Annotated in this window: 24 protein-coding genes; 12 read left to right on the forward strand and 12 right to left on the reverse strand. The window is 66.1% G+C overall.

The features are described from left to right. Window positions 1-87: 87 nt before the first annotated feature. Entirely contained in the window at window positions 88-1,197 is a 1,110-nt protein-coding gene (locus tag KUW17_RS09020; RefSeq protein WP_222478188.1) for a pyridoxal phosphate-dependent aminotransferase, read from the reverse strand. A 94-nt stretch (window positions 1,198-1,291) separates the two neighbouring features. On the opposite strand from KUW17_RS09020, the gene KUW17_RS09025 reads away from it, so the two are divergent. The 4 genes from KUW17_RS09025 to KUW17_RS09040 all read left to right on the forward strand — a co-directional run bounded on the left by KUW17_RS09025 (window position 1,292) and on the right by KUW17_RS09040 (window position 4,192). Beyond that, a complete protein-coding gene (locus KUW17_RS09025; RefSeq protein ID WP_222478190.1) occupies window positions 1,292-2,356 on the forward strand; it encodes an SMP-30/gluconolactonase/LRE family protein in 1,065 nt (354 codons plus the stop codon). Between the two features lie 77 nt (window positions 2,357-2,433). After that, complete coding sequence (locus KUW17_RS09030) at window positions 2,434-3,219, forward strand: crotonase/enoyl-CoA hydratase family protein (RefSeq protein WP_222478192.1); 786 nt, start codon at window positions 2,434-2,436, stop codon at window positions 3,217-3,219. A gap of 503 nt (window positions 3,220-3,722) precedes the next feature. Next, the gene (locus KUW17_RS09035; protein WP_222478194.1) at window positions 3,723-3,920 is read left to right on the forward strand and encodes a hypothetical protein; all 198 of its coding nucleotides are present in this window, start codon (window positions 3,723-3,725) and stop codon (window positions 3,918-3,920) included. Further along, window positions 3,917-4,192, forward strand: a complete 276-nt coding sequence (locus tag KUW17_RS09040; RefSeq protein WP_226429226.1) for a hypothetical protein — start codon at window positions 3,917-3,919, stop codon at window positions 4,190-4,192. Before KUW17_RS09035 ends, KUW17_RS09040 begins: the two co-directional genes overlap by 4 nt. Before the next feature lie 80 nt (window positions 4,193-4,272). On the opposite strand, the gene KUW17_RS09045 is transcribed toward KUW17_RS09040, so the two are convergent. From KUW17_RS09045 to KUW17_RS09055, 3 genes are all read right to left on the reverse strand, one after another. Next, on the reverse strand, window positions 4,273-5,175 hold the full coding sequence (locus KUW17_RS09045) for a fructose bisphosphate aldolase (RefSeq protein ID WP_222478196.1): 903 nt from the start codon (window positions 5,173-5,175) through the stop codon (window positions 4,273-4,275). Window positions 5,176-5,255: 80 nt separating this feature from the next. Continuing rightward, window positions 5,256-5,588, reverse strand: a complete 333-nt coding sequence (locus KUW17_RS09050) for a DnaJ family domain-containing protein (RefSeq protein ID WP_222478198.1) — start codon at window positions 5,586-5,588, stop codon at window positions 5,256-5,258. A gap of 43 nt (window positions 5,589-5,631) precedes the next feature. Further along, entirely contained in the window at window positions 5,632-7,002 is a 1,371-nt protein-coding gene (locus KUW17_RS09055) for a PLP-dependent aminotransferase family protein (RefSeq protein ID WP_222478200.1), read from the reverse strand. Between the two features lie 146 nt (window positions 7,003-7,148). Here KUW17_RS09055 and KUW17_RS09060 point away from each other — a divergent pair, with 146 nt between their 5' ends. Further along, window positions 7,149-7,529 (forward strand): DUF983 domain-containing protein, encoded by a 381-nt coding sequence (locus KUW17_RS09060; RefSeq protein WP_222478202.1) that lies wholly within the window; start codon window positions 7,149-7,151, stop codon window positions 7,527-7,529. A gap of 176 nt (window positions 7,530-7,705) precedes the next feature. Here KUW17_RS09060 and KUW17_RS09065 read toward each other — a convergent pair whose 3' ends face one another. From KUW17_RS09065 to secG, 3 genes are all read right to left on the reverse strand, one after another. Then, window positions 7,706-8,140 (reverse strand): hypothetical protein, encoded by a 435-nt coding sequence (locus tag KUW17_RS09065; RefSeq protein ID WP_222478204.1) that lies wholly within the window; start codon window positions 8,138-8,140, stop codon window positions 7,706-7,708. A gap of 22 nt (window positions 8,141-8,162) precedes the next feature. After that, window positions 8,163-9,806: a CTP synthase gene (locus tag KUW17_RS09070; RefSeq protein ID WP_222478207.1), complete on the reverse strand. Its 1,644-nt coding sequence runs from the start codon at window positions 9,804-9,806 to the stop codon at window positions 8,163-8,165. Window positions 9,807-9,978: 172 nt separating this feature from the next. After that, on the reverse strand, window positions 9,979-10,347 hold the full coding sequence (gene secG, locus KUW17_RS09075) for a preprotein translocase subunit SecG (protein WP_222478209.1): 369 nt from the start codon (window positions 10,345-10,347) through the stop codon (window positions 9,979-9,981). A gap of 376 nt (window positions 10,348-10,723) precedes the next feature. Here secG and nthA point away from each other — a divergent pair, with 376 nt between their 5' ends. The 5 genes from nthA to KUW17_RS09100 all read left to right on the forward strand — a co-directional run bounded on the left by nthA (window position 10,724) and on the right by KUW17_RS09100 (window position 14,436). Further along, complete coding sequence (gene nthA, locus KUW17_RS09080; RefSeq protein ID WP_222478211.1) at window positions 10,724-11,350, forward strand: nitrile hydratase subunit alpha; 627 nt, start codon at window positions 10,724-10,726, stop codon at window positions 11,348-11,350. Beyond that, window positions 11,347-12,024, forward strand: coding sequence for a nitrile hydratase subunit beta (nthB, locus tag KUW17_RS09085; protein ID WP_222478213.1), 678 nt, complete (start codon window positions 11,347-11,349; stop codon window positions 12,022-12,024). The genes nthA and nthB overlap by 4 nt, the downstream gene beginning before the upstream one ends. After that, window positions 12,021-12,353 carry a nitrile hydratase accessory protein gene (locus tag KUW17_RS09090; RefSeq protein ID WP_222478215.1) on the forward strand — a complete coding sequence of 111 codons (333 nt, stop codon included), beginning with the start codon at window positions 12,021-12,023 and terminating at the stop codon, window positions 12,351-12,353. The genes nthB and KUW17_RS09090 overlap by 4 nt, the downstream gene beginning before the upstream one ends. Before the next feature lie 533 nt (window positions 12,354-12,886). After that, entirely contained in the window at window positions 12,887-14,200 is a 1,314-nt protein-coding gene (locus KUW17_RS09095; protein ID WP_222478218.1) for an adenylosuccinate synthase, read from the forward strand. Then, entirely contained in the window at window positions 14,200-14,436 is a 237-nt protein-coding gene (locus KUW17_RS09100) for a DUF2842 domain-containing protein (RefSeq protein ID WP_222478220.1), read from the forward strand. The genes KUW17_RS09095 and KUW17_RS09100 overlap by 1 nt, the downstream gene beginning before the upstream one ends. A gap of 169 nt (window positions 14,437-14,605) precedes the next feature. Here KUW17_RS09100 and KUW17_RS09105 read toward each other — a convergent pair whose 3' ends face one another. After that, on the reverse strand, window positions 14,606-16,897 hold the full coding sequence (locus KUW17_RS09105) for a chemotaxis protein CheA (RefSeq protein WP_222478222.1): 2,292 nt from the start codon (window positions 16,895-16,897) through the stop codon (window positions 14,606-14,608). A gap of 140 nt (window positions 16,898-17,037) precedes the next feature. Between KUW17_RS09105 and KUW17_RS09110 the strand changes: the two genes are divergently transcribed. Continuing rightward, window positions 17,038-17,703, forward strand: a complete 666-nt coding sequence (locus KUW17_RS09110) for a thiamine diphosphokinase (protein ID WP_222478224.1) — start codon at window positions 17,038-17,040, stop codon at window positions 17,701-17,703. Window positions 17,704-17,730: 27 nt separating this feature from the next. Here KUW17_RS09110 and KUW17_RS09115 read toward each other — a convergent pair whose 3' ends face one another. From KUW17_RS09115 to KUW17_RS09125, 3 genes are all read right to left on the reverse strand, one after another. Beyond that, window positions 17,731-18,645 (reverse strand): DMT family transporter, encoded by a 915-nt coding sequence (locus KUW17_RS09115; RefSeq protein WP_222478226.1) that lies wholly within the window; start codon window positions 18,643-18,645, stop codon window positions 17,731-17,733. 200 nt (window positions 18,646-18,845) lie between these two features. Then, window positions 18,846-20,219 carry an L-serine ammonia-lyase gene (locus KUW17_RS09120; protein ID WP_222478228.1) on the reverse strand — a complete coding sequence of 458 codons (1,374 nt, stop codon included), beginning with the start codon at window positions 20,217-20,219 and terminating at the stop codon, window positions 18,846-18,848. After that, window positions 20,219-20,926, reverse strand: a complete 708-nt coding sequence (locus KUW17_RS09125) for a glutathione S-transferase family protein (protein ID WP_222478230.1) — start codon at window positions 20,924-20,926, stop codon at window positions 20,219-20,221. Before KUW17_RS09125 ends, KUW17_RS09120 begins: the two co-directional genes overlap by 1 nt. Window positions 20,927-21,213: 287 nt before the next feature. Here KUW17_RS09125 and KUW17_RS09130 point away from each other — a divergent pair, with 287 nt between their 5' ends. Further along, window positions 21,214-22,584: a metal-dependent hydrolase family protein gene (locus KUW17_RS09130; RefSeq protein ID WP_222478232.1), complete on the forward strand. Its 1,371-nt coding sequence runs from the start codon at window positions 21,214-21,216 to the stop codon at window positions 22,582-22,584. A gap of 163 nt (window positions 22,585-22,747) precedes the next feature. Here KUW17_RS09130 and KUW17_RS09135 read toward each other — a convergent pair whose 3' ends face one another. Next, window positions 22,748-23,524 (reverse strand): methyltransferase domain-containing protein, encoded by a 777-nt coding sequence (locus KUW17_RS09135; protein WP_222478234.1) that lies wholly within the window; start codon window positions 23,522-23,524, stop codon window positions 22,748-22,750. Window positions 23,525-23,653: the final 129 nt, after the last annotated feature.

Raw genomic sequence — 23,653 nt, forward strand, 5'->3', positions numbered from 1 at the left:
ATTCTCCCGGTGTTACCCTTCAAAGGGTAGCCCGGCAGGGGTGAATGTCCGGTAAAACTGCCGCGATCCGGCGCCCGCCGGCAGGTTTCAGCCGGCGCGCGCCGCAGCCAGCGCTTTGGGCAGCGCTGCGGCAAAGGCGTCCAGCTCCGCCGCCGGGCCGCAGCTCACCCTTATGCAGCGGTTCTGCGGCTCGGCAAAGGGCATCCGCACAAAGATCCCCTGATCCACCAGCCCATCCAGCACCATCTTGGCAAAGACCCCGTCCCGGCCGCAGTCGATGGCGGTGAAATTGGTGGCCGAGGGCAGGGCGGCCAGCCCGTTCTCTGCCGCAATTTCGGCAATCCGCAGCCGTGCCGCATCAATCTGAGCCAGCACCTGGGCCAGCCAGTCCTGATCCTGCAGCGCCGCCAGCGCGCCGGCCTGCGCCGCCCGGTTCATGCCGAAATGATTGCGCACCTTGTTGAAGGCGGCGATCAGATCAGGATGGCCGATGGCATAGCCCACCCGCGCCCCCGCCATCGCATAGGCCTTGGAGAAGGTCCGCATCCGGATCACCCGGGCGTCATCGGCGCTGACGGGTGCCGCGGTGCCCTCCGGCGCGCATTCCACATAGGCCTCGTCCAGCAAGAGCAGGCAGCCCGCAGGCAAATGATCCAGCGCCGCGGCAATATCGGCGCCCTTGTGCCAGCTGCCCATCGGGTTGTCCGGGTTGGCAAGGTAGACGATCTTGGCATCCGCCTCCGCCGCCTTGGCAAACAGCGCCTCATAATCCTCGCGGTCGTCCTTGTAAGGCACCGTGTGGATCACCCCGCCGAACCCCGCGACATGGTAGTTGAAGGTCGGATAAGCCCCCAGCGAGGTCACCACCGCGTCGCCCGCGCCCACCAGCAGCCGCACCAGATAGCCCAGCAGCCCGTCAATGCCTTCGCCGACGATGATATGCGCCGGGCTCACCCCGTGATGCGCCGCGAGGGCATGGCGTAGATCAAAGTTCTCGGCATCGCCGTATTTCCAGATCTCCGCCGCGGCCTGCGCCATCGCCTCCACCGCTTTGGGCGAGGGGCCGAAGATGTTCTCATTCGCCCCCAGCCGCGCGGCAAAGGCATGGCCGCGCGCGCGCTCCTGTGTCTCGGGGCCGACAAACGGCACGGTGGCGGGCAGGGATTGCGCAAGCGGGGTGTAGCGGGGACCAGTCATGGCCGCAGATAAGCGCAAGCGCAGGCGGCGGGCAAGGCTTGCGTCACCGTCCGCCGCCGCGCAGTCTGCCCGCAGATTTCAAAGGGATTCTTTCATGCGCATTGTCCTGGCCCTGCTGGCCGCCGCCCTCGGCTATCTCCTGTTCTGGCCGGTGCCGGTGGACCCCATCGCCTATGACCCGCCCGCGGCCCCGGGCTTCACCGGGCCTTTTGCCGAAAACAACGCGCTGGACGCGGCCCAGCTGATCCATCTGCCAGCGGGCGAACTGGGGCCGGAGGACATTGCCCAAACGCCGGACGGCGCGGTCTACACCACCAGCCTCGTCGGCAATCTCTACCGGATCGACGGGGACGAACCTGTTCTGGTGGATGAACTCGGCGGCCGCCCGCTGGGTCTCAAGGCAGGCCCGGACGGCGCGCTTTATATCGCTGACAGCTTCCGCGGCATCCTGCGCTGGTCCGGCCCCGGCACGCTGGAGGTTCTGGCGGACAGTATCGATGGCGCCCCGATCGTCTATGCCAACCAGCTGGACGTGGCCCGCGACGGCACCGTCTATTTCTCCAACTCCTCCGACCGCTTCGACCCGGAAACCATGGGCGGCACCAAGCCGACCTCGATCCTGACGATCTGGGAGCAGTCGGACAGCGGCTACGTCGCCCGCATCCGCCCCGATGGCAGCGCCGGGAAGATCGCAACCGGCTTCGTCTACACCAATGGCATCGCGCTGTCGCCGGAGGAGGATTTCCTGCTGATCAACGAGACCGGCCGCGCCCGCGTTCACCGGCTCTGGCTCAAGGGAGACAAGGCAAGCCAGCGCGAGCTGTTCCTCGGCAACCTCCCCGGCTACCCGGACAATCTGGAGGCGCAGGGCGACGGCACTTACTGGCTCGCCTTCGCCAGCCCGCGGGTGCCATCAGAGGCGCTGATGCCGTACCCGTTCCTGCGCAAAGTGGTCTGGCGGCTGGGGCCGATGGTGCGCCCGGCGCCGATCCACCGCGGCATGCTGGTGCAGCTGGACGGGCAGGGCAATATCCTGCGCACGCTGCAGGACCCGGACGGGCGCCTTGGCGTCACCACCGGCGGCAAGGCCGTGGACGGGCAGCTCTATGTCATGACCCTCGACTCGCCCTGGTTCGCCCGGATGCCGCTGCAGCCCTGACCCTTCCCCCACGTTGGACTGGCATGTCCGCCGGTTCCGGGGCAGGCTGAAGCCAGACCAGCAGCGGGGAAGAAACCATGAGCAGAGTCACCACCGGCTACAAGGACCACATCGCCTATGTCACGCTTGCCCGCCCGGACAAGCACAATGCGCTGGACGAGGAAATGATCGGGGCGATCATCGCCGCAGGCCAGGAGGTGGCGGCCTCGGACGCCCGCGCGGTAGTGCTGTCCGGCGCCGGCAAGAGCTTCTGCGCGGGCCTCGACATGGCGGCGCTTGCCAGCTTTGCGCAGCGCGACCTCGGCACCCTGGTGATGGAGCGCACCCACCATGACGCCAATGCCTTTCAGGAGGTGGCGATGATCTGGCGCCGGATGCCGGTGCCGGTGATCGCGGCGCTGCACGGCGCCTGTTTCGGCGGCGGCCTGCAGATCGCGCTGGGCGCCGATATCCGCATCGCCCATCCGGAGACGCAGCTGTCGGTGATGGAGATGAAATGGGGGCTGATCCCCGACATGGGCGGCATGGCGCTGCTGCCGCGGCTGCTGCGCACCGATGTGCTGCGCCGCCTCACCTACACGGCCGAGAAGGTCGGCGCCCAGCAGGCGCTCGACTGGGGGCTGGTCAGCGAACTGGACGGCAGCCCGCTCAGCCGCGCCAATGAGCTGGCCAAGGAGATCGCCGGCAAAAGCCCCTCCGCCGTCCGCGCCGCCAAGCGGCTGATCAGCTATGCCGAAAGCGGGGCGTCCCAATCGGATGTGCTGCTGCGGGAGAGCGCCGAACAGCTGGAGCTGATCGGCAAGCCGGACCAGATCGAGGCGGTGGCGGCGCAGCTGCAAAAGCGCCCGCCGAAGTTCTCCTGACATTCCGCCCCGGGGCTGCTGAACGGCAGCCCCGGCGGCTCCGTCCGGCCCCCTGAACCGCGTCCGCCGCGCATCGGAACCGTGTTCTGACGGGGGTCATCTTTCCCCAAATACTCATGCCCGCCGCCCGGCGGGCGGCTTCGGCGGCGGGCGGGGAGGCCGCACCCGCAACAGGCATTGACGCTTCAGCAACCTCTTTGGATTCTGCAACGGCGGACTTCCGCCAAATTCTACGCAAATCCGCTCATGCAGGCGGGAAACCGCCGCCCGTTGGCGGGAAAATGCCGCGTTAAACCAGCGCCAATCACCGTTAACTCTTTGGCAATATCTGGGGGCGAATTCTGCCCTCAGCAGGGCGCGAGAATGGCCAATCCAGCATCTGGAAATCTGCTGACCGGCGGCCGCGCGGGCCACTGGATGGCCGCTTGCACCCTGGGGAACTGCAATAGAACCGGCGGCGGCGGAGACGGGCCGCAGCCGGGCTTCAGAAAGGAGTGAGGCTGATGCAACTGGTGCAGAAGAAGTGGTTTATCCTGTTTGAAAGCGGCGGCCTGCTGTCCCGGACCGGGGACCGGATTACCTATTTCTACGACGAGGCGCTGAGCTTCGGGGACCGCGAGGAGGCGCAGCGCTACCTGGCCGCCAACGAGAACAAGGTCAGCTACACCGGGCTGCGCCCGTCGCTGACCCAGGCGGCGTGAGCGGGTGGCTCGCCGCCAGCCGGACGGCGGAACGGCTGGGCGCGGGTGAGGGGGCAATGCCCAGCTCTGCCCGCTGGCTGCTGGCGTTCAGCGGGGTGATGATTTCCGCCTCGGCATTGATGTTCTGGTCCTGGCTCGGCGGCGCCGGCCAGGCGCCGGAGGACCAGCCCGGCTGGTTCACCCTGACTGCGCTGCGCTTCTTCTGGCTGCCCTTCCTCAGCGGTGCCGGGCTGGTGCTGGCGGTCTGCTGCGCCGGGCGCTCCGGCTACTAGGGGCGGGGCCTTAGGGCCCAACGGAAAAGGCCGCGCCCGTGGTGCAGGCGCGGCCTTCTCGATTTCAGCTCTGCGAAACCTTACAGCGAGGCGTCGTAGATCTTGGAGATGTTGGCGCCCAGGGCCGCATCGTATTCCTCATCGGACATCGACACGTTCAGCCCTTCGGTCAGCGCGCGGCTGAAGGAGGCGATCATCTTGGCGTTCTGCGCCAGGCGGGCGCAGGCGTCATCGGTGGTGTAGCCGCCGGACAGCGCCACAACCCGCACCACATTGGCGTGGTCGGCCAGATCATCGTACAGGCCCGCCTTGGACGGGATGGTCAGCTTCAGCGCCACCTTGGTGCCTTCCGGCAGGGCGTCCAGCTGCGCCGCGATCTCTGCCTTCAGGATCTCTTCGGCCTCGGCTTTGGTGGCAGAGTTGATGTCGACCTCCGGCTCGATGATCGGCACCAGGCCGGCCGCGGCGATCTGCTGGCCCACTTCGAACTGCTGGGCGACAACCGCCTTGATGCCTTCTGCATTGGCGTCCTTGATGACCGAGCGCATTTTGGTGCCGAAGATGCCCTTGCCGTTGGCGCGCGCCAGCAGCGCGTCCAGCTCCGGCATCGGCTTCATCATCTGCACGCCGTTGGCCTCATCGGCCAGGCCCTTGTCCACTTTCAGGAACGGCACCACGCCGCAGTTGTCCCACAGGAAGTCCGCAGTCGGCTTGCCTTCGATCTCGCCGTCCATGGTCTTCTCGAACAGGATCGCGCCCAGGATGCGCTCCTTGCCAAAGCTCGGCGAGGTGATGATGCGGGTGCGCATCTTGTGGATCTCGGCGAACATCTCGTCATCGTTCGAATAAGCGTCTTCGTTCACGCCATAAAGCGCCAGCGCCTTCGGGGTCGAGCCGCCGGACTGGTCCAGCGCGGCAATGAAGCCCTTGCCGGAGGCGATGCGGTCGAGTTGTTCCTGATGTACAGAAGCGTCTTTGGCCATAATGCGTCACTCTTCTTTGGAATGGTCTGTCTTGGCGCTGTCTATAGCGCGAATCCGGCAGGAAACAACGGGGTGTTGCGCTAACGGAAGAAGGATTTCCGCGCATCCCGCGCCATGTTGTAGCGCATTTCCAGATCCGAGATCCGCGCCATCGCCGCCTTGCGCTGCTCAGGGTCCGTCAATCCGGCGTATTCCTTGCGCGCCTCAGCGAGCTGCTCCTTCAGTCCGAACTCTTCCGGCACCACGCCGGCCTGCGCCATGATCCGCATTCCCGCCGCCAGTCCAGCGTCCACATGCGCCTCGCTGCTGCGGTCGGGCAGGGGCTTTCCTTCGCCCTCCAGCCCCTGCAGCCGGCCCTCGGCCTGCGCCTTGGTCAGCTGCCGTTCAATCAGGTTGCGGAAAGCGCGGATCATGCGGGGCCTCATTGCATTGCGGCGCGATCTTACCAGCCGGGGCTCAGCCCAGCCAGTCCTTGCGGGTGACGGCATCGTTCAGCGCCAGCAGGTCCTCGCGCAGATCCTCCAGCCCAATCGGCCCGCCCAGGCACACCCGCACCGCCTCCTGCGGCAGGCCGGAAACGGTGAAGGCATCGCTTGGCATGATGCCGATCTGGCGCCCGGCCATGCGGCCCATCAGCTCGGCCCGGCTGGTGCCGCGCGGCAGGCTGAGCCACAGGTTGAAGGCCAGGGGATCGCTCTCGGTGAAACACTCCTTCAGCACCTCCGCCGCCAGCGCCTGCCGCTCAGCCGCGGCCTTGCGGATGAAGCGCTGGATGTCCGCCGCGGTGCCGTCCTCGATCCAGCGCCCCAGAAGCGCCAGGTTCAAGGGCGACACCATCACATGCATCGACCGCAGGGCCTGGCTGAACTGCCCCAGCAGGGCGCGTTTCGGCACCGTGGCATAGGCCAGCCGCAGCCCGGCGCCAAAGCATTTGGAAAGCCCCGCAATATGCCAGCCCAGATCGGGGATCAGGCTGCTGATCGCCGCAGGCGCGCCGTTGTCGACAAAGCAATAGGCGTCATCCTCGATCAGCGGCAGGTCATGTTTCTGCAGCACCGCGGCAATCTCCTGCCGCCGCTTTGCCGGTATGGTCCTGGTGGTCGGGTTCTGCAGCGTCGGATTGAGGTAGAGCGCCGCGGGCCAATGGTCGGTGATGGCCTTCTCCAGCGCCTCTGGCTGGATGCCGTCCTTGTCGCCGGCCAGCCCGATCAGCCGTACCCCCAGCCGGGCGGCGATGGAACGCAGGCCGGGATAGGTCACCTCCTCGCACAGGACAGTCGAGCCCGGCTCGCACAGCACCGTCAGGATCGCATAGAGGCTGGCGTGCGCCCCCGGCGTGATCACCAGCCGCTCCGGCGCGCAGCCCAGCCCGTTGGCCTGCATCCACTCTGCCGCCAGCGCCCGGTCCTGCGGGCTGCCGGTCACCGACTGGTAGCGCAACAGCGGCAGCAGATTGGCGGAGACATGCTCCAGCCCCTTTTGCATCCGCGCCAGCAGCGCCGGATCATCCGGTTCCGGCGGCATGTTCATCATCGGGTCTTCTTCCAGCGCCCGGCGCGGGTCGGGCCGTTCCGGCAGCGCCTCCCGGCTGCGCACGAAGGTGCCGCGGCCGACGAAGCTCTCGATATAGCCGCGCCGCACGGCCTCGGCATAGCCCCGCGAGACGGTGGAGAAATCCACCCCCAGCTCCTGCGCCACCCGCCGCTGCGGCGGCAGCCGGTCGCCGGGCGCCAGCACGCCTGCGTCGATGTCGGCGCCGATCGCCTCGGCCAGCTCGATGTAGCGCGGCCGGGCGCCGTCCAGAGGGGCAGGGGTCCATTGTGTCATCGCCGGGTCTCCGCTTGACGCTTTGTTTCCTGAATGATTGGTTCAATGCCGGACTGCGGCAATAAATGCAATATCAATGTTTGCATATTGATTGCATTCAATCGGGGAATCACGCTATCAGGCAGCGGAACCGGAGGAGACGCGCGATGACCCAGGCGGACGTGTTGCAGACAGAACAGCGGGAGCTGAAGCCCGCCTTGCTGAAGGGGCTGCGGCTGCGCTGCCCGAACTGCGGCGGCGGCAAGCTGCTGCACAGCTACCTGAAGGTGAACGACAGCTGCACCGAATGCGGCCAGGAGCTGCACCACCAGCGCGCCGATGACGGCCCGGCCTATCTGACCATCCTGGTGGTCGGCCATATCCTCGGCTTTGCGCTGCACATCGTCTACACCCAGCTGCGCCCGGACCCCTGGACATTGGCGATCATCATGTCGGTGATCACCGTCGGGGCCTCGCTGGTGATGCTGCCGCGGATGAAGGGGCTGGTGGTGGCCTATCAATGGGCCAAGCGGATGCACGGCTTCTGAGCCGGGCAAAAACCAGTCAATCAAAATGCAAAAGGCGGGCCAGCGGCCCGCCTTTTTCCGTTCTGTCCCTGCGCCGCCTTGGCGGCGCCGGGCCCAACCGGGAGCCGCTCACGCGATGTGAGCAGGCGACGGGCGGGAGGACCCGCCTGTACCACCCCCGTTTCCGGGCAATTGACCTACTTCCCGCAATAGGCAGCGGTGACTGCGATGACCCGTTTGTCCTGGAAATAGAGGATCTGACCGTTCTGGACCATGCCATTCAGCGCGTTGGTTACGCGGTGGCCGGTTGTAATGTTGTTCTTGATGAACACGGGTTCCCACTCGCTGGCCTGCAGCACGCATTTCGGCGGGTTCACCCGCCCCAGTTGCAGTGCAAGTTCGGGAAAGCCATTTGCGGCGCTTTCATTCAGATCCGAGTACTTCGGGTCAACGTCCATACAAGCCGCGGTGAGAAGAACGGCGCTCAAGCCAAGTGCTGCCTTTTTCAATGTAAATTCCTTAAAGCTGGAGAAAAAATCCGGATTGCGGATTTCAGGTATTAGAGACGCGGTCTGGAAGCCGCAACTGCAAATTGAAAAAGGCGGGCCATTGGCCCGCCTTTCCAATTTCAACCCGGCTGTCAAAGCCAGGTTCTTACACCAGCCGCGAGGCGTCCTTGGCTGCGCGGACGAAATCGTCGAACAGCGGATGCGGCGCGAAGGGTTTGGATTTCAGCTCCGGGTGGAACTGCACGCCGATGAACCACGGGTGGTCTTTCCATTCCACGATTTCCGGCAGGCGGCCGTCCGGCGACATGCCAGAGAAGCTGAGGCCGCATTTTTCCAGCTGCTCCTGATACTTGGTGTCGACCTCGTAACGGTGGCGGTGGCGCTCCTCGATATGGGTGCTGCCATAGACTTCGGCGACCTTGGAGCCCTCAGCCAGGGTCGCGTCATAGGCGCCAAGGCGCATGGTGCCGCCCTTGTCGTCGCCGACCTTGCGCTCGACCATCGTGTTGCCCTGCACCCACTCTTTCAGGTGGTAGACCACCGGCTCAAAGCGTTTCTTGCCGGCTTCGTGGTCGAACTCCTCGGAGCCCGCCTCGGAGATGCCCGCCACGTTGCGCGCCGCTTCGATGACCGCCATCTGCATGCCGAGGCAGATGCCGAGGTAGGGCACCTTGTTCTCGCGCGCGTACTGGGCTGCCTTGATCTTGCCCTCGGTGCCGCGCTCGCCAAAGCCGCCGGGCACCAGGATCGCGTGGTAGCCCTGCAGGTAGGGGGCGGCGTCTTCCTTGTCGAAGAGCTCGGCGTCGACCCATTCGATCTTGACCTTCACCCGGTTCGACATGCCGCCGTGGGTCAGCGCCTCGGCGATGGATTTATAGGCGTCTTCCAGCTGGGTGTACTTGCCGACGATGGCCACCCGCACTTCGCCCTCAGGGTTGTAGATGCGGTCCGCCACATCTTCCCAGCGCTCCAGGTTGGGTTTCGGGGCAGGGGCGATGCCGAAGGCATCCAGCACCGCCTGGTCGAGGCCCTCGCGGTGATAGGCCAGCGGCGCCTCGTAGATGGATTTCAGGTCCTGCGCGGCAATCACAGAGTCGGCGCGCACGTTGCAGAACAGCGCCAGCTTCTCGCGTTCCTTCACCGGGATCGGGCCTTCGGAGCGGCAGACCAGGATGTCGGGCGCGAGGCCGATGGAGCGCAGCTCCTTCACCGAGTGCTGGGTCGGTTTGGTCTTCAGCTCGCCGGAGGCCTTGATATAGGGCAGCAGGGTCAGGTGCATGAAGATGCATTCACCGCGCGGCTTGTCCTGGGCGAACTGGCGGATCGCCTCGAAGAACGGCAGGCCCTCGATATCGCCGACGGTGCCGCCGATCTCGCAGAGCATGAAGTCGACCTCATCCTCGCCGATGGAGATGAAGTCCTTGATTTCGTTGGTGACGTGCGGGATCACCTGGATGGTCTTGCCGAGGTAGTCGCCGCGGCGCTCCTTCTCCAGCACGTTGGTGTAGATGCGGCCCGAGGAGATCGAGTCGGTCTTGCGGGCAGGCACGCCGGTGAAGCGCTCGTAGTGGCCGAGGTCGAGGTCGGTCTCGGCACCGTCGTCGGTGACGAAGACCTCGCCGTGCTCAAACGGGCTCATGGTGCCCGGATCGACGTTCAGGTAGGGGTCCAGCTTGCGCAGCCGGACCGAGTAGCCCCGCGCCTGCAGGAGGGCGCCGAGCGCCGCCGAAGCCAGGCCTTTGCCCAGGGATGAAACAACACCGCCAGTGATGAAGATAAAACGCGCCATATGTGTTCGGCTGCCCCCGTGAGAAGTCAGATTTCAGCTGCCCGGCGGTGATCGGAATCATTCCAAAAACCGCAGCATCACGGGACTTCATATATAAAGGATTCGCACGAAATGCGCAAGGGAACCGCAAGATGCTGTTGCGGTTCCTAAAACCCTCTCAAGGTGTAGTGGATCAGTCTGCGCTGGGAACCAGCGGAGCGTTGTCGCCCTCGCTGGGCGGCAGAAGGTCGCTGCCCAGCGGTGCCGCCGGGGCTTCGGGTGCCTCGCCTGCATCGCTCTGCGGCACGCCGATGCGGTCGGCAACAGAGGAGCCCGCGGATTTCTGCGCGGCCAGGATGGTCAGGGTGATCGAGGTGCAGATGAAGGCGATGGCCAGCAGCCAGGTCAGCTTGCTGAGTGCGGTTGCCGCCGCCCGGCCGGAGATCGCGCCGCCGCCGCCGCCGCCCATGCCCAGGCCGCCGCCTTCGGAGCGCTGCAGCAGAACCACGGCAATCAGGCCGAGAGCCAGAAGAAGATGGATGATCAGAACAACGTTTTCCATGGGTCCCTGCGGCGGTTGGCTAAGTACCGGGCGGTAAATAGGCAAGATTGCCCGGGGGGGCAAGGGCGGAGTTTGCCGGTTCGGGTGAGTTTCCTGCCATTGCAATCGCCCGCGCCGTGCTCCGCAGTACCGGATCGCCCTGCGATCCGGTTCGCGCCCGGCCCCGCCCCCCAGGGCGGGCGCGAATTATTGTGAGGTTGCAACATATTGTAAGGCCTGAGTGAAAAGCGAACGGCCGCCCAGGCATCACTGCGCCCGCCCCCGGGGCCGGGCGCGAACCTGTTTGTGCGGATTGAACCGGACGTCACGCAACGTGATTGTTTGCATCATCAAACATGACTGGACAGGGCCGCCTGCAGCGGCGCAGCATGGGATCATGCCCCATGACCATCACGACCACCCGCACGCCCTCCTGCCGCCTGATCCTGCCCTGCGGGTGAAGGCGCTGGAGACGATTCTCACCGAAAAGGGCCTGATCGACCCGGCCGCGCTGGATGAGATCATCGACACCTATCAAAACAGGATCGGCCCGCAGAACGGCGCCAGGGTGGTGGCCCGCGCCTGGAGCGATCCGGATTTCAAGGCGGCCTTGCTGGCGGATGCCGATCCGGTGCTGGCGGAGCTGGGATACTACGGGCGCCAGGGCGAGCATATGGTGGTGGTGGAGAACACCGGCCTGCAGCACAACATGGTCGTCTGCACCTTATGCAGCTGCTACCCGTGGCCTCTCTTGGGTATTCCGCCGGGCTGGTACAAGTCTGATGCCTACCGCGCCCGCGCGGTGCGCGAGCCGCGCAAGGTCTTGGCGGAGTTCGGGGTGACACTGCCCGAGGAGACCGCGGTGCGGGTCTGGGATTCGACCGCCGAGGTCCGCTATCTGGTGCTGCCAATGCGGCCTGAAGGTGCTGAGGGGCTGAGCGAGGAAGACCTGGCGGCGCTGGTCACCCGCGACAGCATGATCGGCACTGGATTGGCGAAGGCGCCGGGGGAGGCGCCGTCATGACCCGGGTGCATGACATGGGCGGGCGATTCGGCGACGGGCCGGTGCAGCCTGAGGCGGAAGACGCGCCGGTCTTTGCCGAGGACTGGCACGCAAGGGCGCTGGCGGTGACGCTGGCCTGCGGCGCGCTGGGGCAGTGGAACATCGACACCTCCCGCCATGCCCGCGAGAAGCTTTCGCCCAAGGACTACACGCGCTTTTCCTATTACGAGAAGTGGATCGCGGCGCTGGCGGACCTGCTGGTTGAAAAGGGCGTGCTGACCCGCGAGGACCTGGCGGGCAAGGGCGCCGCCGGGCTGCATGCGCTGGCGGAGCGGGCCTTGAAGGCGGAGAATGTGGCGGCCGCGCTGGCCAAGGGCGGCCCGGCGGATCGCGAAGGCGGGCCGGCGCCGCGGTTTTCCCCCGGTCAGGCGGTGCGGACGCGAATCCCTGCCGACAACGCTTTGGCAGACGGCGGCCACACGCGGTTGCCTGCTTATGCCGCCGGGGCGCATGGCTATATCCTGCGGCTGCATGGCACCCATGTCTTCCCCGACAGCAGCGCCCATGGTCTGGGCGAGGCGCCGGAGCCGCTGTATGCGGTGCGTTTCTTTGCCCGCGAGTTGTGGGCGCATCCGGAGCATCCCGACGACGAGGTGGTGCTGGACCTGTGGCAGAGCTATCTGGAGCCGTTATGAGTGAGTGTGCCGAAATATCCGCGCCGGAGCCTGTCTTTGCCGAACCCTGGCACGCACAGGTCTTTGCCCTGACCGTGCATCTGAACGAGGCCGGGCGGTTCAGCTGGGGCGAGTGGGTGGAGCGGTTTTCGGCCACGTTGAAACGCCACGGATTGGGCCGCGAGCTGGACGGCGGCGAGGACTACTTCCGCGCCTGGCTGGAAACGCTGGAGATGTTCCTGGCGGAGCAGGGGGCGGCCTCGCCCGCGGAGGCCGAGGTGATGCGCAGCCGCTGGGAGGAGGCGTATCTGAGCACACCGCACGGGGAACCTGTGCGGCTGCAGGGCTAACGCGCGCCCATTTGGCCGCCGGGGCCAAGGGGGCTCGGGCGGTTAAGCTGTTCCTATCTGGATAATTCCGTGTTGCGCTGTGTCCCGTTTCAGGGGGCGGCGCCGCCGGGTGGAGGTGGACAGACCCCGCCGGGGGCCTGCTCGGACAGGATATCCTGGACGCCCCCCTTTTTATCAGGGCCGGTCTCCGGGTGTTGCGCAGCCAGCCGCACAGATGCCTGCGCCTCGTATCATGGCCCCGCGCGCGGGAACCATGGCAGGGGATCGCGATCACTTGGGAGCATGGCATTGCGGAGTGAGGATTGCGTGAAGGGGGCGTACGCCGGGTGCGCAACACCCCCGCTGCGTGCCGCGTCTATGGCCTGATGCTAAGGGCGGGCAGGCGCTCGCCCGGCGGCGCTGCGCGCCTTGTTCCGGGCGGGAAGATGCAGCGCTTCAGGAATTAGCGCCGACTGCGGCGAATTTGCGGTTCCACTGCCTGCGCAGCATCGCTATATGAGCGTGGGTTTGAACCAGACTGTAAAGGACCGGATATGGCCAATGTCGTCGTAGTCGGCGCCCAGTGGGGCGACGAAGGGAAAGGCAAGATCGTGGACTGGCTGAGCGAGCGTGCAGACGTGATCGCCCGCTTCCAGGGCGGCCACAACGCCGGCCACACGCTGGTCATTGACGGCAAGGTCTACAAGCTGCACGCGCTGCCCTCGGGCGTGGTGCGCGGCGGCAAGCTGAGCGTCATCGGCAATGGCGTGGTGCTGGACCCCTGGCATCTGATGAAGGAAATCGCGACGGTTCAGGAACAGGGCGTGGAGATCACCCCGGAAACCCTGATGATCGCTGAGAACACGCCGCTGATCCTGCCGCTGCACGGCGAACTGGACCGGGCGCGCGAGGAAGCGGCCTCCAAGGGCACCAAGATCGGCACCACCGGCCGCGGCATCGGCCCGGCCTATGAGGACAAGGTGGGCCGCCGCGCCATCCGCGTTGCCGACCTGGCCGACGAAGCCACCCTGGTGGCCCGCGTCGACCGTGCGCTGCAGCATCATGACCCGCTGCGCAAGGGCCTGGGCGTCGACCCGGTCGACCGCGACGCGCTGATCGCCCAGCTGAAGGAAATCGCGCCGCAGATCCTGCCGTTTGCCGCGCCGGTCTGGAAGGTGCTGAACGAGAAGCGCAAATCCGGAAAGCGGATCCTGTTCGAAGGCGCCCAGGGCGCGCTGCTGGACATCGATTTCGGCACCTATCCTTTTGTGACCTCCTCCAACGTGATTGCGGGCCAGGCGGCCACCGGCGTCGGCATCGGCCCGGGCTCGATCGATTACGTGCTGGGCATCGTCAAGGCCTACACCACCCGCGTCGGCGAAGGTCCGTTCCCGACCGAGCTGCTGAAGGAAGACGGCACCCCGGATGCGGACGGCGAGCGCCTGGGCACCCGCGGCCATGAGTTCGGCACCACCACCGGCCGCCAGCGCCGCTGCGGCTGGTTCGACGCCTGCCTGGTGCGCCAGACCTGCGCCACCTCCGGCATCAACGGCATCTCGCTGACAAAGCTCGACGTGCTGGACGGGTTCGAGACCCTGAAGATCTGCATCGGCTACGAGCTGGACGGCGAGCGCCTGGACTACCTGCCGACCGCTGCCGATCAGCAGGCCCGCTGCGTGCCGGTCTATGAGGAAATGCCGGGCTGGAGCGAGTCGACCGAGGGCGCGCGCAGCTGGAACGATCTGCCCGCCAACGCGATCAAATACGTGAAACGGGTGGAAGAGCTGATCGACTGCCCCGTCGCGCTGCTGTCCACCAGCCCGGAGCGGGACGACACCATCCTGGTGACCGACCCGTTCGCCGACTGATGGCGGAGAAGAAAGGCCTGAGCTACAAGGCCCGGCGGCGCTGGGCCCTGATCATCCTGCTGGTCGGGATGCCGGTTTATATCGTGGCTGCGGTCACGGTGATGAACTGGCTCGACCGGCCGCCGCTGTGGCTGGAGCTGCTGGTCTATGTGGCCTTGGGCATTGCCTGGGTGCTGCCGTTCAAGTTCGTGTTCCGCGGCGTCGGCAAGGAAGACCCGGACGCCGGGAAAGAATAAGGGGAGGGGGCGCTGCCCCGCGGGCTTGACTTGAAGAGGGGCGCTGCCCCTCTTGGCCGGACGGCCCATTCCCCCCGGGATATTTCCGGCCAGATGAACCTGGATCCGGTTTGAAAACAAGAAAGGCGGCCTCGCAGGGCCGCCTTTTTCGGCTGTTCTTTCAGGCTGCTCAGCCCGCGGCGCGTTTGCCGGGCTTGAAGCCGATGTCGCCGGAGGCGGTGAACTGGCCGTTGCCGGAGCGTTCGATCTTGCCGTCGCGCAGCAGCTGGCCGAAGGAGCGCAGCCCGTCCTCGCGGTTGAACTCGCTGCTGCCGGCGCTGCGCACCTTGCTCATCAGCTGCGGGCGCGAGAAATGGTCGCGGCCTTCGACAAAGCTCATATAGGCCGCGGCGGCCTCCAGAAGCTCATGCAGTTCGGCGGCGCCGCGCTCTTCGGCGTAGGCGGCAAAGCCGCTGCCGCCGGCATCGGTGTCATCATCCAGAAGCGCAGTCGACACCCGGCGCGGGCGCACCGGCTGGGCAGCGGCGGCGGGGGCGCCCTCGTCGATGCGCTGTTCGGCCACCAGCTTGAGCGGGGCCGGGCGCGCAGCGGGGCTGGCCGGGCGCTCGGCGGCGCCCTGGCGGGCCTCGGGCCGGCGCGGGCGCACCACGCTGGCCAGGTCCTCGCGGTAGGGCTGGGCCTCGTCGCCCGTTGCGGCGCCGGCCGGGCCGTCGGCCTTGGTGGCGGCAACTGCGGCGCGCAGCTGGCTGTAGGCCTCGCGGGAGGAGGCGGTTTCCGGGTCTTCGAGCTTGGCGTCGGCTGCGTCCATCAGGCGGCTGACATCGCTGTCTGCCAGGCCGGCCGCGGCGGGCTGCTGCTGGGCCGCGTCCTCGGTTGCTTGGTCTGCATCGGCGGCGGGCTCTTCGGGCGCTTCCGACGCGGCGAGGAACTCTGCCTCGACCATCGCCAGTTCGCGCATCAGGTCGGCTTCATCCTCGTCGGACAGGGTGTCCTGCGCAGCGGCGGTGTCCTCTGCCGCTTCGGGGCTGGTGCCGGACAGGCGGTCGCCGCCGGCGCCCTCCTCCTGCAGCTCGCCAGTTGCAACCGCCTCTTCCAGGCGGGCGCGCTTGACCTTGATGATGCGGACGCGGGCCGGTGCCGGGGCGGGGGCCTCTGTGGTGTCCTCTGCCGCGGTGTCCTGCTCAGCGGCGTCTTCCTCGGCGGTGATTTCCTCGGCGGCGTCTTGCTCTGCAGCTGCGGCCCCGGCAATGTCCTCTGACAGGAGGTTTTCAGCGCCGGCGTCCTCGTCCTCTGCCCCGGCGGCCTCTTCAGCGGTGGCGCTGCGCAGGTTCTCGAACAGGCTGTCGTCGAAGGCTTCCTCGGGGTCGCCGGGGAACGGCTCCTGCGCGGCGGGCGCTTCGGCGGCGGGCTCGCTGACTTCGGCGCTCAGGTCCAGACGGTCCAGCGCCTGGGCAATTGCGTCGTCGCCTTCGTCGTCGAAATCCGGCTCGCCGGTGCCGTCATCCTCCAGCAGCGCGCTGGCGATGTCTTCGGCGGCGCCTTCCAGCACGTCTTCGGCGTGCTCGTCTTCGCTGAAGTCCTCGGCGGGGGTCTGCGCGACCACAGCGCGGATGCGCTGCAGCTTGGCGGCGATGCTATCGGCGGGCGCGGCGGCCGGGGCTTCGGCCTGTTCCGCTTCGTCCTGCAGTTCTTCCGCCTCGTGCTGGTCCGGTTGCGCTTCGGCTTGCAGGTCTTCTGCCTGTGCCTCCGCCTCTGCCTCGGTGATCTCAATCAGTTCAACCGCGGGTTCCGGCTCTTCTTCGCTTGCGGTTCCCAGCACGGCGGCGATGGCTTCTTCGGCTTCGGCTTCGGCTTCGGCTTCGGCTTCGGCTTCGGCTTCGGCTTCGGCAGCCTCTGCCGCTTCGGCTGCAGCTTCAGCGGTTTCTTCCGCTGCGGCCTCTGCCTCCGCTTCCGCGATTTCTTCCGCAGCGGCCTTGGCTTCCTCTGCGACGGCCTCAGCAGCGGCTTCGGAAACTTCGGCGGCAAGGGTGTCAGCAGCAGCGGCTTCTTCAGTGACGGCTTCGTTCACGGCAGCTTCGGCGGCCGGTTCCTCAACCGGGGCCGGGGCGGGCGCGGGCTGCTCTGCAACCGGTTCCGCGGCAGGCGCCGGGGCCGGGGCTGCCGGTGCCGGAGCGGGGGCTTCTGCAGCGGCGGCACCAAGCGCCGGGGTGGCAGCGCGCAGGTGGATGCCGCCCTCGCTGGTGCGGGCCTCGACCTGGCGGGCAATCTCGCGCTGGGCGATGCGCGCCAGCATGTCGGCGTCCGGCTGCGGCGGCTCGGCGCCGAAATAGCGGTCATCGGCGGCAAGGTCGCGGAAATACTCGGCGATGGCCTTCATCGTGCCGAAGGAATCCTCGAACCCTTCCAATGTGCAGGAAAAGGTTCCATAGGATACGGTCAAGACTTTGTTGTTGTGTACCATCAGCTCGCTCGTCTTCGTCACATCTGCTGCCGTTCACCATAAAGGCTGGAAGGACCAATTTTGCTCGAATCCGTGCAATTGATCGTATCATTTTGTGTTCACAATGTGTCCTGTTTCCAAAATAGGCAGGAATGCGCCGCATGAATACTAAGATTGTAGACACTTCGGAACCAATCACCCTGGTGGGCGGCGGCGAGCTGGCCCCTGGCGCGCTGGCGGAGGCGCTGGCGCTGGCGCCGGTGCTGGTGGCGGCGGATGGCGGCGCCGCGGCGGCGCTGGCGGCGGGGCATGTGCCGCGGGCGGTGATCGGCGATTTCGACTCGCTGAGCGATGCGGTGCGGGCGCAGCTTTCGCCGGAGACGCTGCACCCGGTGGCGGAGCAGGACAGCACCGATTTCGACAAGGCGCTGCGCGGGATAGCGGCGCCGGCGGTGCTGGCGGTCGGGTTCCTGGGCGCGCGGGTGGATCACCAGCTGGCGGCCTTTGCCACGCTGGTGCAGGGGCATGAAACCCCGTGTGTGCTGGTGGGGGAAACCGAGGTGATCTTTCACCTGACCCGGGCGGTGGGGCTGCCGGCCCGCGCAGGCGAAGTGATTTCGCTGTTTCCGATGCAGGAGGTGCAGGGGCGCTCCCAAGGGCTGGAGTGGCCCATCGAGGGCCTGCGGATGTCGCCGATGGGGCGGATCGGCACCTCGAACCGGGCGCTGGGTCCGGTGCGGCTGGAGGTGGAGGGGCCGGGGCTGCTGGCCATCGTGCCGCGGCGGCTGCTGGCGGCTGTGCTGGCGGCAGTCCGGCTGGACCGCTAAGCTGCAGGCTGGTTTTCGGGCCGGGCTTCAGGCGGGGTTGATGCGCTCTTCGGTTTCCGTGGCCCTGCGCTCGCGCATCACCGCATAAAGGCCCGCGCTGATGGTCAGCAGTATGCCGAAAGCGGCCAGCGTGTTCGGCAGTTCGGAGAAGATCAGCCAGCCGAAGAACACCGCCACCGGGATTTCAAGGTATTGCATCGAGGCCAGGGTGGAGGTGGGGGCGAACCGCAGGCTCCAGGTCATCAGCAGATGCGCCAGGGTGCCAAGCGCGCCGGCCGCGGCCAGCAGGGTCCAAGTGTCTTGCGGCGGCGGGGCAGTGGAGAGGGCGGTAATCCCGGCGGCATTGCCGATCAGGAACACCGGCGCCAGCAGCACGGTCCCCATGACGCCCGCCACGGCCTGAACCGAGACCGGGTCGGTTTCCTTGGCGATCTTGCGGGTGATCAGCATGAACAGGGCAAAGATCACCGCCACCAGCAGCGGCCAAAGCGCGTTCCAGCCGACAGCGGCAAAGCTGGGCTGGATGACCAGCAGGGTGCCGGTGAAGCCGACGATGCAGGCGCCGAGGCGGCGCAGGCCGACCTGTTCCTTCAGGACGTATTTGCCCAACAGCAGCATCAGGAAGGGCATCACGAAGGCAATTGCCACCGCGTCGGCCAAGGGCAGGTAGCGGAAGGCGGTGAACATGGCGCCGATGCCGCCCATCTGCAAGAGCGTGCGCAGGAACAGCAGCGGCGCCACCCGGCGCGACAGGCTGAGCGGCAGCCGCAGTGCCAGCGCCAGAGGCAGCAGGATCGCGGCCTGGGCGGCAAAGCGGATGAAAACGATCTGGGCAACCGGCACCCGGTTGGTCAGCAGTTTTGCAATGGCGTCGCCCAGCGGGATCACCATGCAGAAGCCCAGCATCAGGGCGATGCCGAGGAGGGGCCGGTCCTGTGTCATGGCGGCAGGCTAGGCGGGGTGTAGGAAACTTACAAGGTGCGGTTGAAGGCGGGACGGTTTGCGAAAATAGATCCCGGGCCGCTTGCGGCCCGGTTCGCGCCCGTCCCCGCCCCCCAGGGCGGGCGCGAAACGCCCACCCTCGGTGCCGGGCGCGAACCTTTGTTTGTTTGTCCCGGCGGGGGCAGTTTTGGACTTGAAGCTCAGCAGTTCGGCACGTTCACCGCGAGGCCGCCGAGCGAGGTTTCCTTGTATTTGTCGTGCATGTCGGCGCCGGTCTGGCGCATGGTCTCGATGCAGGCGTCCAGCGGCACGAAGTGCTGGCCGTCGCCGCGCAGGGCGAGGGACGCAGCGGAGACCGCCTTGATCGCCGCGAGGCCGTTGCGCTCGATGCAGGGCACCTGCACCAGCCCTTTGACCGGATCGCAGGTCATGCCGAGGTGATGCTCCAGCGCGATTTCGGCGGCGTTTTCCACCTGTTCGGGGGTGCCGCCCATGACGGCGCAGAGGCCTGCGGCGGACATGGCAGAGGCGGAGCCGACTTCGGCCTGGCAGCCGGCCTCAGCACCGGAAATGGAGGCGTTGTATTTCACCAGGCCGGCAATTGCGGCGGCGGTCAGCAGGAAGTCTTCGACATGGCTTTCCGACGCCCCCGGCACATGGTCGAGGTAGTAGCGGATCACTGCCGGCAGGGTGCCTGCGGCGCCGTTGGTCGGCGCGGTCACAACCTGGCCGCCGGCCGCGTTTTCCTCGTTCACCGCCATCGCGTAGACGCTCATCCAGTCGTTGATGGTGTGCGGCGCAGTGAGGTTCATGCCGCGCTCGGCCATCAGCGCATCATGGATGCCCTTGGCGCGGCGGCGCACTTTCAATCCGCCGGGCAGGATGCCATCACGCTCCAGCCCGCGGTTGATGCAGTCGTTCATCACCTGCCAGATGCGGGCGGTGCCCTTGGCGAGGCTTTCGGAGCAGCCGCGGGAGATCTCGTTGGCGCGCTTCATCTCGGCAATCGACTTGCCGCTGGCCTTGGCCATCTCCAGCATTTCGGCCGCGGACTTGAACGGGAAGGGGACCGGGTCGCCTTCGTCGGTGGCCTTGCCTGCAGCGAGTTCCTCCTCGGTGACGACAAAGCCGCCGCCGATCGAGTAGAACACCTGTTTCAGGATCACGTCGCCCTGGGCGTCGGTGGCCATCAGGATCATGCCGTTGGCGTGGCCCGGCAGCGCGTGATCGTAGTCAAAGATCATGTCCGCCTTGGGATCGAAGTGCAGCGCGCCCAGACCCTCGGGGTGCATGGTGTGGGTCTTGTCCAGCTCCGCCAGGAAGGCCTCGGCTTTCTCGTCGTCATAGTCATGGGCGACAAAGCCGCCGAGGCCGAGGATGGTGGCGCGGTCGGTGGCGTGGCCGACGCCGGTGAAGGCGAGAGAGCCGTGCAGCGAGGCGCGCAGGCCGTGGAATTCAAACGGCGAGGTGCGCATCATGTCGAGGAAGCGCGCAGCAGCAACCATCGGCCCCATGGTGTGGGAGGACGACGGGCCGATGCCCACTTTGAACATGTCGAAAACGGAGAGGAACATTAGGTGGCTGATCCTTCTGGGGGATTGGCGTAGGCCGGGGATGTGAACGGGGTGGCGCCGAGGCCCTCGGCCTCGCGCGCCACAGTAACGGCGGGGCGGCCTTCCAGCCCGGCGCAGATCCGCTGCAGGCTGGGGTAATGGGCCAGGGTGAACCAGGACTTGTCGGCCTGCGCGGGATAGAGCGCCATCCAGCGGATCTGGCAGGCGAGGTAATAATCCAGCACCGACGGCTGCAGCGCGCCAAGCCAGCCGGGGCGGGCGGCGGCGGCCTGGTCGAAGTTGGTCAGATGCCGGTGCAGCCGCTGGCGCAGCACGGTTTGCAGCTGGACCTGATCGGCCTTGGCCGCGCCGATGTATTTGTCCGGGTAGAACAGCATCCGCAGGTCGGCGTGCAGCGTGTTGGAGGCAAAGAACAGCCACTTCAGGAACGCCGCGCGGTCCGCGCTGCCGGGCTGCGGCGCCATCGCGCCGTGGCGTTCGGACAGCCACAAGAGGATGGCGGCGGTTTCAAAAACCGGCCCGTCCGGGGTTTCCAGCACCGGGATCAGCCCGTTCGGGTTCAGCGCCCGGTATTCGGGGCTGTTCTGCGCCTCTGCGCGGCGGTCGACCAGCAGGGTTTCATAGGGCTGGCCAAGCTCCTCCAGCACCAGCCGGATGACCAGTGAGGCGTTGTCGGGGGCGTAGTGCAGGCGGTATTCGGGTTTCATGACGCAACATTATAACTCGGACCGGCGGAATATGTGTCCGTTTCCGGCGTTTCCAATAGGAAACCCGCCTTTGTGATATATGTTTGGCCAAGCGGCCCCGAAGCGGCGGATAGACGCCGTTCAGATCCGGCGCAACGGCAGGCTGGTGAGAGGTCACTCAAGACGTATGGAGCTTGACGCGCGGTTGTGGCGGTGGAACCGTTCTACTCAAAGTGGGATGTAAAGGAGCCTTTTGCATTTCAGCCGCGTCATTTTTTGCCATTTTCAAAACAACTGGGAAGGTTTCGATGAATAATTTGGTTAGCAAATCTGGCACTTTCATTTGCTCGACGGCAGTGGCCCTCGCAATGGCGGGCGCTGTCCATTCACATGATGGGCCGAGTGAAGCTCTTGGAAAGGTTCACGAAAACATCGTGATCCGTGGTGCTAAGGTTTTTGATGGCTGCACGCCGGAACTGGAGGCTGCGGATGTACTGATATCCGGGAACCTCATTACCCAAATCGAACCCAATCTGGATGCGCCGGCGGATGCGCTGGTTATCGAGGCTGACGGTCAAGTGCTCATGCCCGGCCTGATCGATGCGCATTGGCATGGGGTCATCGCGACGGCAACAGTGGCGCGGCTCATGGGCTCCGGAGAAGGATATTGGAACCTGATCGCCGCGAAGGCGCAGCGGGATGTGCTCTATCGTGGATTTACCACGATTCGCGATGCCGGCGGGCCGATGTTTGACATCGCTCGAGCGACCGACGAGGGCCTGATTGTCGGACCGCGTGTCTATCCTTCAGGACCGCAACTGACGCAAACCTCGGGGCACGGCGACTTCAGGTCGACAAACGATGTACCCGCGGAACACGGTCACCTCCACCCGTTTGAACGTGCGGGAATGTTCTACGTCGCCGACGGGGTTCCCGAAGTACTCAAGCGCGCGCGCGAAGTCCTGATGGGGGGCGCAACCCAAGTGAAGGTCCATGGCGGTGGCGGGGTCACCTCGGCCTACGATCCGATTCACACGGTCCAGTACACCCTCGAGGAAATCCGCGCCGCCGTAACTGTCGCCGAGGGTTGGGGTACCTACGTTTTGACCCACACGATTTCGGACGAGTCGGTCAATCACGCGATGGACGCTGGTGTAAAAAGCATCGAGCACGGCCACCTTGTCACGCGAGAGACACTCCAGCGGATGGCCGACGAAGATGTCTGGCTCAGTATTCAACCCTTCCTCGACGACGAGGATGCGCCGACCCTGCCGAGTGCCGACAGCCGAGCAAAATATGCGCGTGTCACCGAAGGCACGGATTTCGTGTATCCAACGGCAAAGGAGCTCGGAGTGAAGATAGCCTTCGGCACGGATGCATTGTTTGATGAGAACCTTGCCGCGCGTCAGGGCGCGCAACTTGTCAAGCTGAAGAAATGGTTCACACCTTTCGAAGCACTGAAGATGGCGACCTGTGACAATGCCGAATTGCTCAAGATGTCCGGTGAACTCAACCCGTATCAGGAAGGGGCGCTCGGAGTCGTCGAGGTTGGTGCCTATGCCGATCTGATCTTGGTCGATGGCAATCCGCTTGAAAACCTCGACCTGGTTGGTGATCCCGCCGAAAACTTTGACCTGATCATGAAGGATGGTGTGATCTACAAACTCTCTCTGGACTGAGGAAGGCCGGATTCATTCCAGAGTAGGGCGATTGCGAGAGAGGCAATCGCCAATGTCGGCAACATCCGCGCCGCAGGCTTTCGGAAGAGCCGCAGGGAGCGGCCGGTTCGAGACAGGTTTGCTTGGCGCGTTCCAGGCCGTTGCTCAGAAGGCGGATACCGGCTCAGACCCGCCGGGCGCTGCAGACGAAGTGGGTGAGGGAGAAGAAGAACCGTCCCTCCTGCGCCAGTTCCCCCTGCTCTTGCGCCCAGGCGGCGGCGTCGTCTGCGTCGGTGGCGCCGCTCTCGACCGCGTAGGCGCGGATCAGGCGGATCATCATCGCCGCCATTCCGTCTGGGCGCAGGCTGGTGTCGCAGATGGTGAGCGGTTGCAGGGTTTCGGGCGCATAGCCGCAGCCGCGCAGCTCCTCCGGCAGCCGGGCGGGCAGGGCGCGTTCAGCCATATGGGCGTCCCAGATGTCCAGGAATCGCTGCATCCGGGCGGCGTTGTCGCTGTGCCACGCCAGCGTGTCCCAGTGGATGTCGCCGATCACCAGGCGGCCGTTTGGCTGCAGCACGTGGTGCAGGGCGCGCAGCACCGGGCGGCGGCTGGTGATGTATTCGAACACTTGCACCGACACCGCCTTGTCAAAGCTTTCCGGCTCGAACGGCAGGCTTGCGGCGTCGCTTTCCGTGAGGGTGGTGTTTGCGCGCCCCTCCAGCCGCTGGCGGGCGGCGGCGAGCATGTCGGGGCTGGCGTCCAGCCCGGTCACATGGCCCGCGGGGCCGACGGTGCGGGCGAGTTCCAGTGTCAGCAGACCGTTGCCGCAGCCAAGGTCCAGAATGCGGTCGCCCGGCTGTGGCTGCAGGGCGTCGAAATTGGCCCGCCGGCGGCGGGAGATGTCGGCGCCCTGATAGGCATCCTCCAGCACGCGGGTGGTTTCCTCGTCGAATTGCAGCATCATGTCCCTCCTAAGAGGATGAGGACTAGTGCAAATGGGCCCGGTTTCCAGCCCGGCGGCGGCGGGGTGCGGAAAATGCCCCCTCGCGCGGGGGCGGCTGACCGCCTATAACGGCGCAGGAAGCGTAAT

Origin of the sequence: Leisingera aquaemixtae (genome assembly GCF_019801145.1) — a bacterium.
Taxonomy (GTDB): Bacteria; Pseudomonadota; Alphaproteobacteria; order Rhodobacterales; family Rhodobacteraceae; genus Leisingera; species Leisingera aquaemixtae_A.

What these genes read in the sequence shown, in the direction of transcription:
- KUW17_RS09020 (WP_222478188.1), bottom strand. Translation starts at nt 1,197, where the DNA reads ATGACTGGTCCCCGCTACACCCCGCTTGCGCAATCCCTGCCCGCCACC.
- KUW17_RS09025 (WP_222478190.1), top strand. Translation starts at nt 1,292, where the DNA reads ATGCGCATTGTCCTGGCCCTGCTGGCCGCCGCCCTCGGCTATCTCCTG.
- KUW17_RS09030 (WP_222478192.1), top strand. Translation starts at nt 2,434, where the DNA reads ATGAGCAGAGTCACCACCGGCTACAAGGACCACATCGCCTATGTCACG.
- KUW17_RS09035 (WP_222478194.1), top strand. Translation starts at nt 3,723, where the DNA reads ATGCAACTGGTGCAGAAGAAGTGGTTTATCCTGTTTGAAAGCGGCGGC.
- KUW17_RS09045 (WP_222478196.1), bottom strand. Translation starts at nt 5,175, where the DNA reads ATGGCCAAAGACGCTTCTGTACATCAGGAACAACTCGACCGCATCGCC.
- KUW17_RS09050 (WP_222478198.1), bottom strand. Translation starts at nt 5,588, where the DNA reads ATGATCCGCGCTTTCCGCAACCTGATTGAACGGCAGCTGACCAAGGCG.
- KUW17_RS09055 (WP_222478200.1), bottom strand. Translation starts at nt 7,002, where the DNA reads ATGACACAATGGACCCCTGCCCCTCTGGACGGCGCCCGGCCGCGCTAC.
- KUW17_RS09060 (WP_222478202.1), top strand. Translation starts at nt 7,149, where the DNA reads ATGACCCAGGCGGACGTGTTGCAGACAGAACAGCGGGAGCTGAAGCCC.
- KUW17_RS09070 (WP_222478207.1), bottom strand. Translation starts at nt 9,806, where the DNA reads ATGGCGCGTTTTATCTTCATCACTGGCGGTGTTGTTTCATCCCTGGGC.
- secG (WP_222478209.1), bottom strand. Translation starts at nt 10,347, where the DNA reads ATGGAAAACGTTGTTCTGATCATCCATCTTCTTCTGGCTCTCGGCCTG.
- nthA (WP_222478211.1), top strand. Translation starts at nt 10,724, where the DNA reads ATGCCCCATGACCATCACGACCACCCGCACGCCCTCCTGCCGCCTGAT.
- nthB (WP_222478213.1), top strand. Translation starts at nt 11,347, where the DNA reads ATGACCCGGGTGCATGACATGGGCGGGCGATTCGGCGACGGGCCGGTG.
- KUW17_RS09090 (WP_222478215.1), top strand. Translation starts at nt 12,021, where the DNA reads ATGAGTGAGTGTGCCGAAATATCCGCGCCGGAGCCTGTCTTTGCCGAA.
- KUW17_RS09095 (WP_222478218.1), top strand. Translation starts at nt 12,887, where the DNA reads ATGGCCAATGTCGTCGTAGTCGGCGCCCAGTGGGGCGACGAAGGGAAA.
- KUW17_RS09100 (WP_222478220.1), top strand. Translation starts at nt 14,200, where the DNA reads ATGGCGGAGAAGAAAGGCCTGAGCTACAAGGCCCGGCGGCGCTGGGCC.
- KUW17_RS09105 (WP_222478222.1), bottom strand. Translation starts at nt 16,897, where the DNA reads ATGGTACACAACAACAAAGTCTTGACCGTATCCTATGGAACCTTTTCC.
- KUW17_RS09110 (WP_222478224.1), top strand. Translation starts at nt 17,038, where the DNA reads ATGAATACTAAGATTGTAGACACTTCGGAACCAATCACCCTGGTGGGC.
- KUW17_RS09115 (WP_222478226.1), bottom strand. Translation starts at nt 18,645, where the DNA reads ATGACACAGGACCGGCCCCTCCTCGGCATCGCCCTGATGCTGGGCTTC.
- KUW17_RS09120 (WP_222478228.1), bottom strand. Translation starts at nt 20,219, where the DNA reads ATGTTCCTCTCCGTTTTCGACATGTTCAAAGTGGGCATCGGCCCGTCG.
- KUW17_RS09125 (WP_222478230.1), bottom strand. Translation starts at nt 20,926, where the DNA reads ATGAAACCCGAATACCGCCTGCACTACGCCCCCGACAACGCCTCACTG.
- KUW17_RS09130 (WP_222478232.1), top strand. Translation starts at nt 21,214, where the DNA reads ATGAATAATTTGGTTAGCAAATCTGGCACTTTCATTTGCTCGACGGCA.
- KUW17_RS09135 (WP_222478234.1), bottom strand. Translation starts at nt 23,524, where the DNA reads ATGCTGCAATTCGACGAGGAAACCACCCGCGTGCTGGAGGATGCCTAT.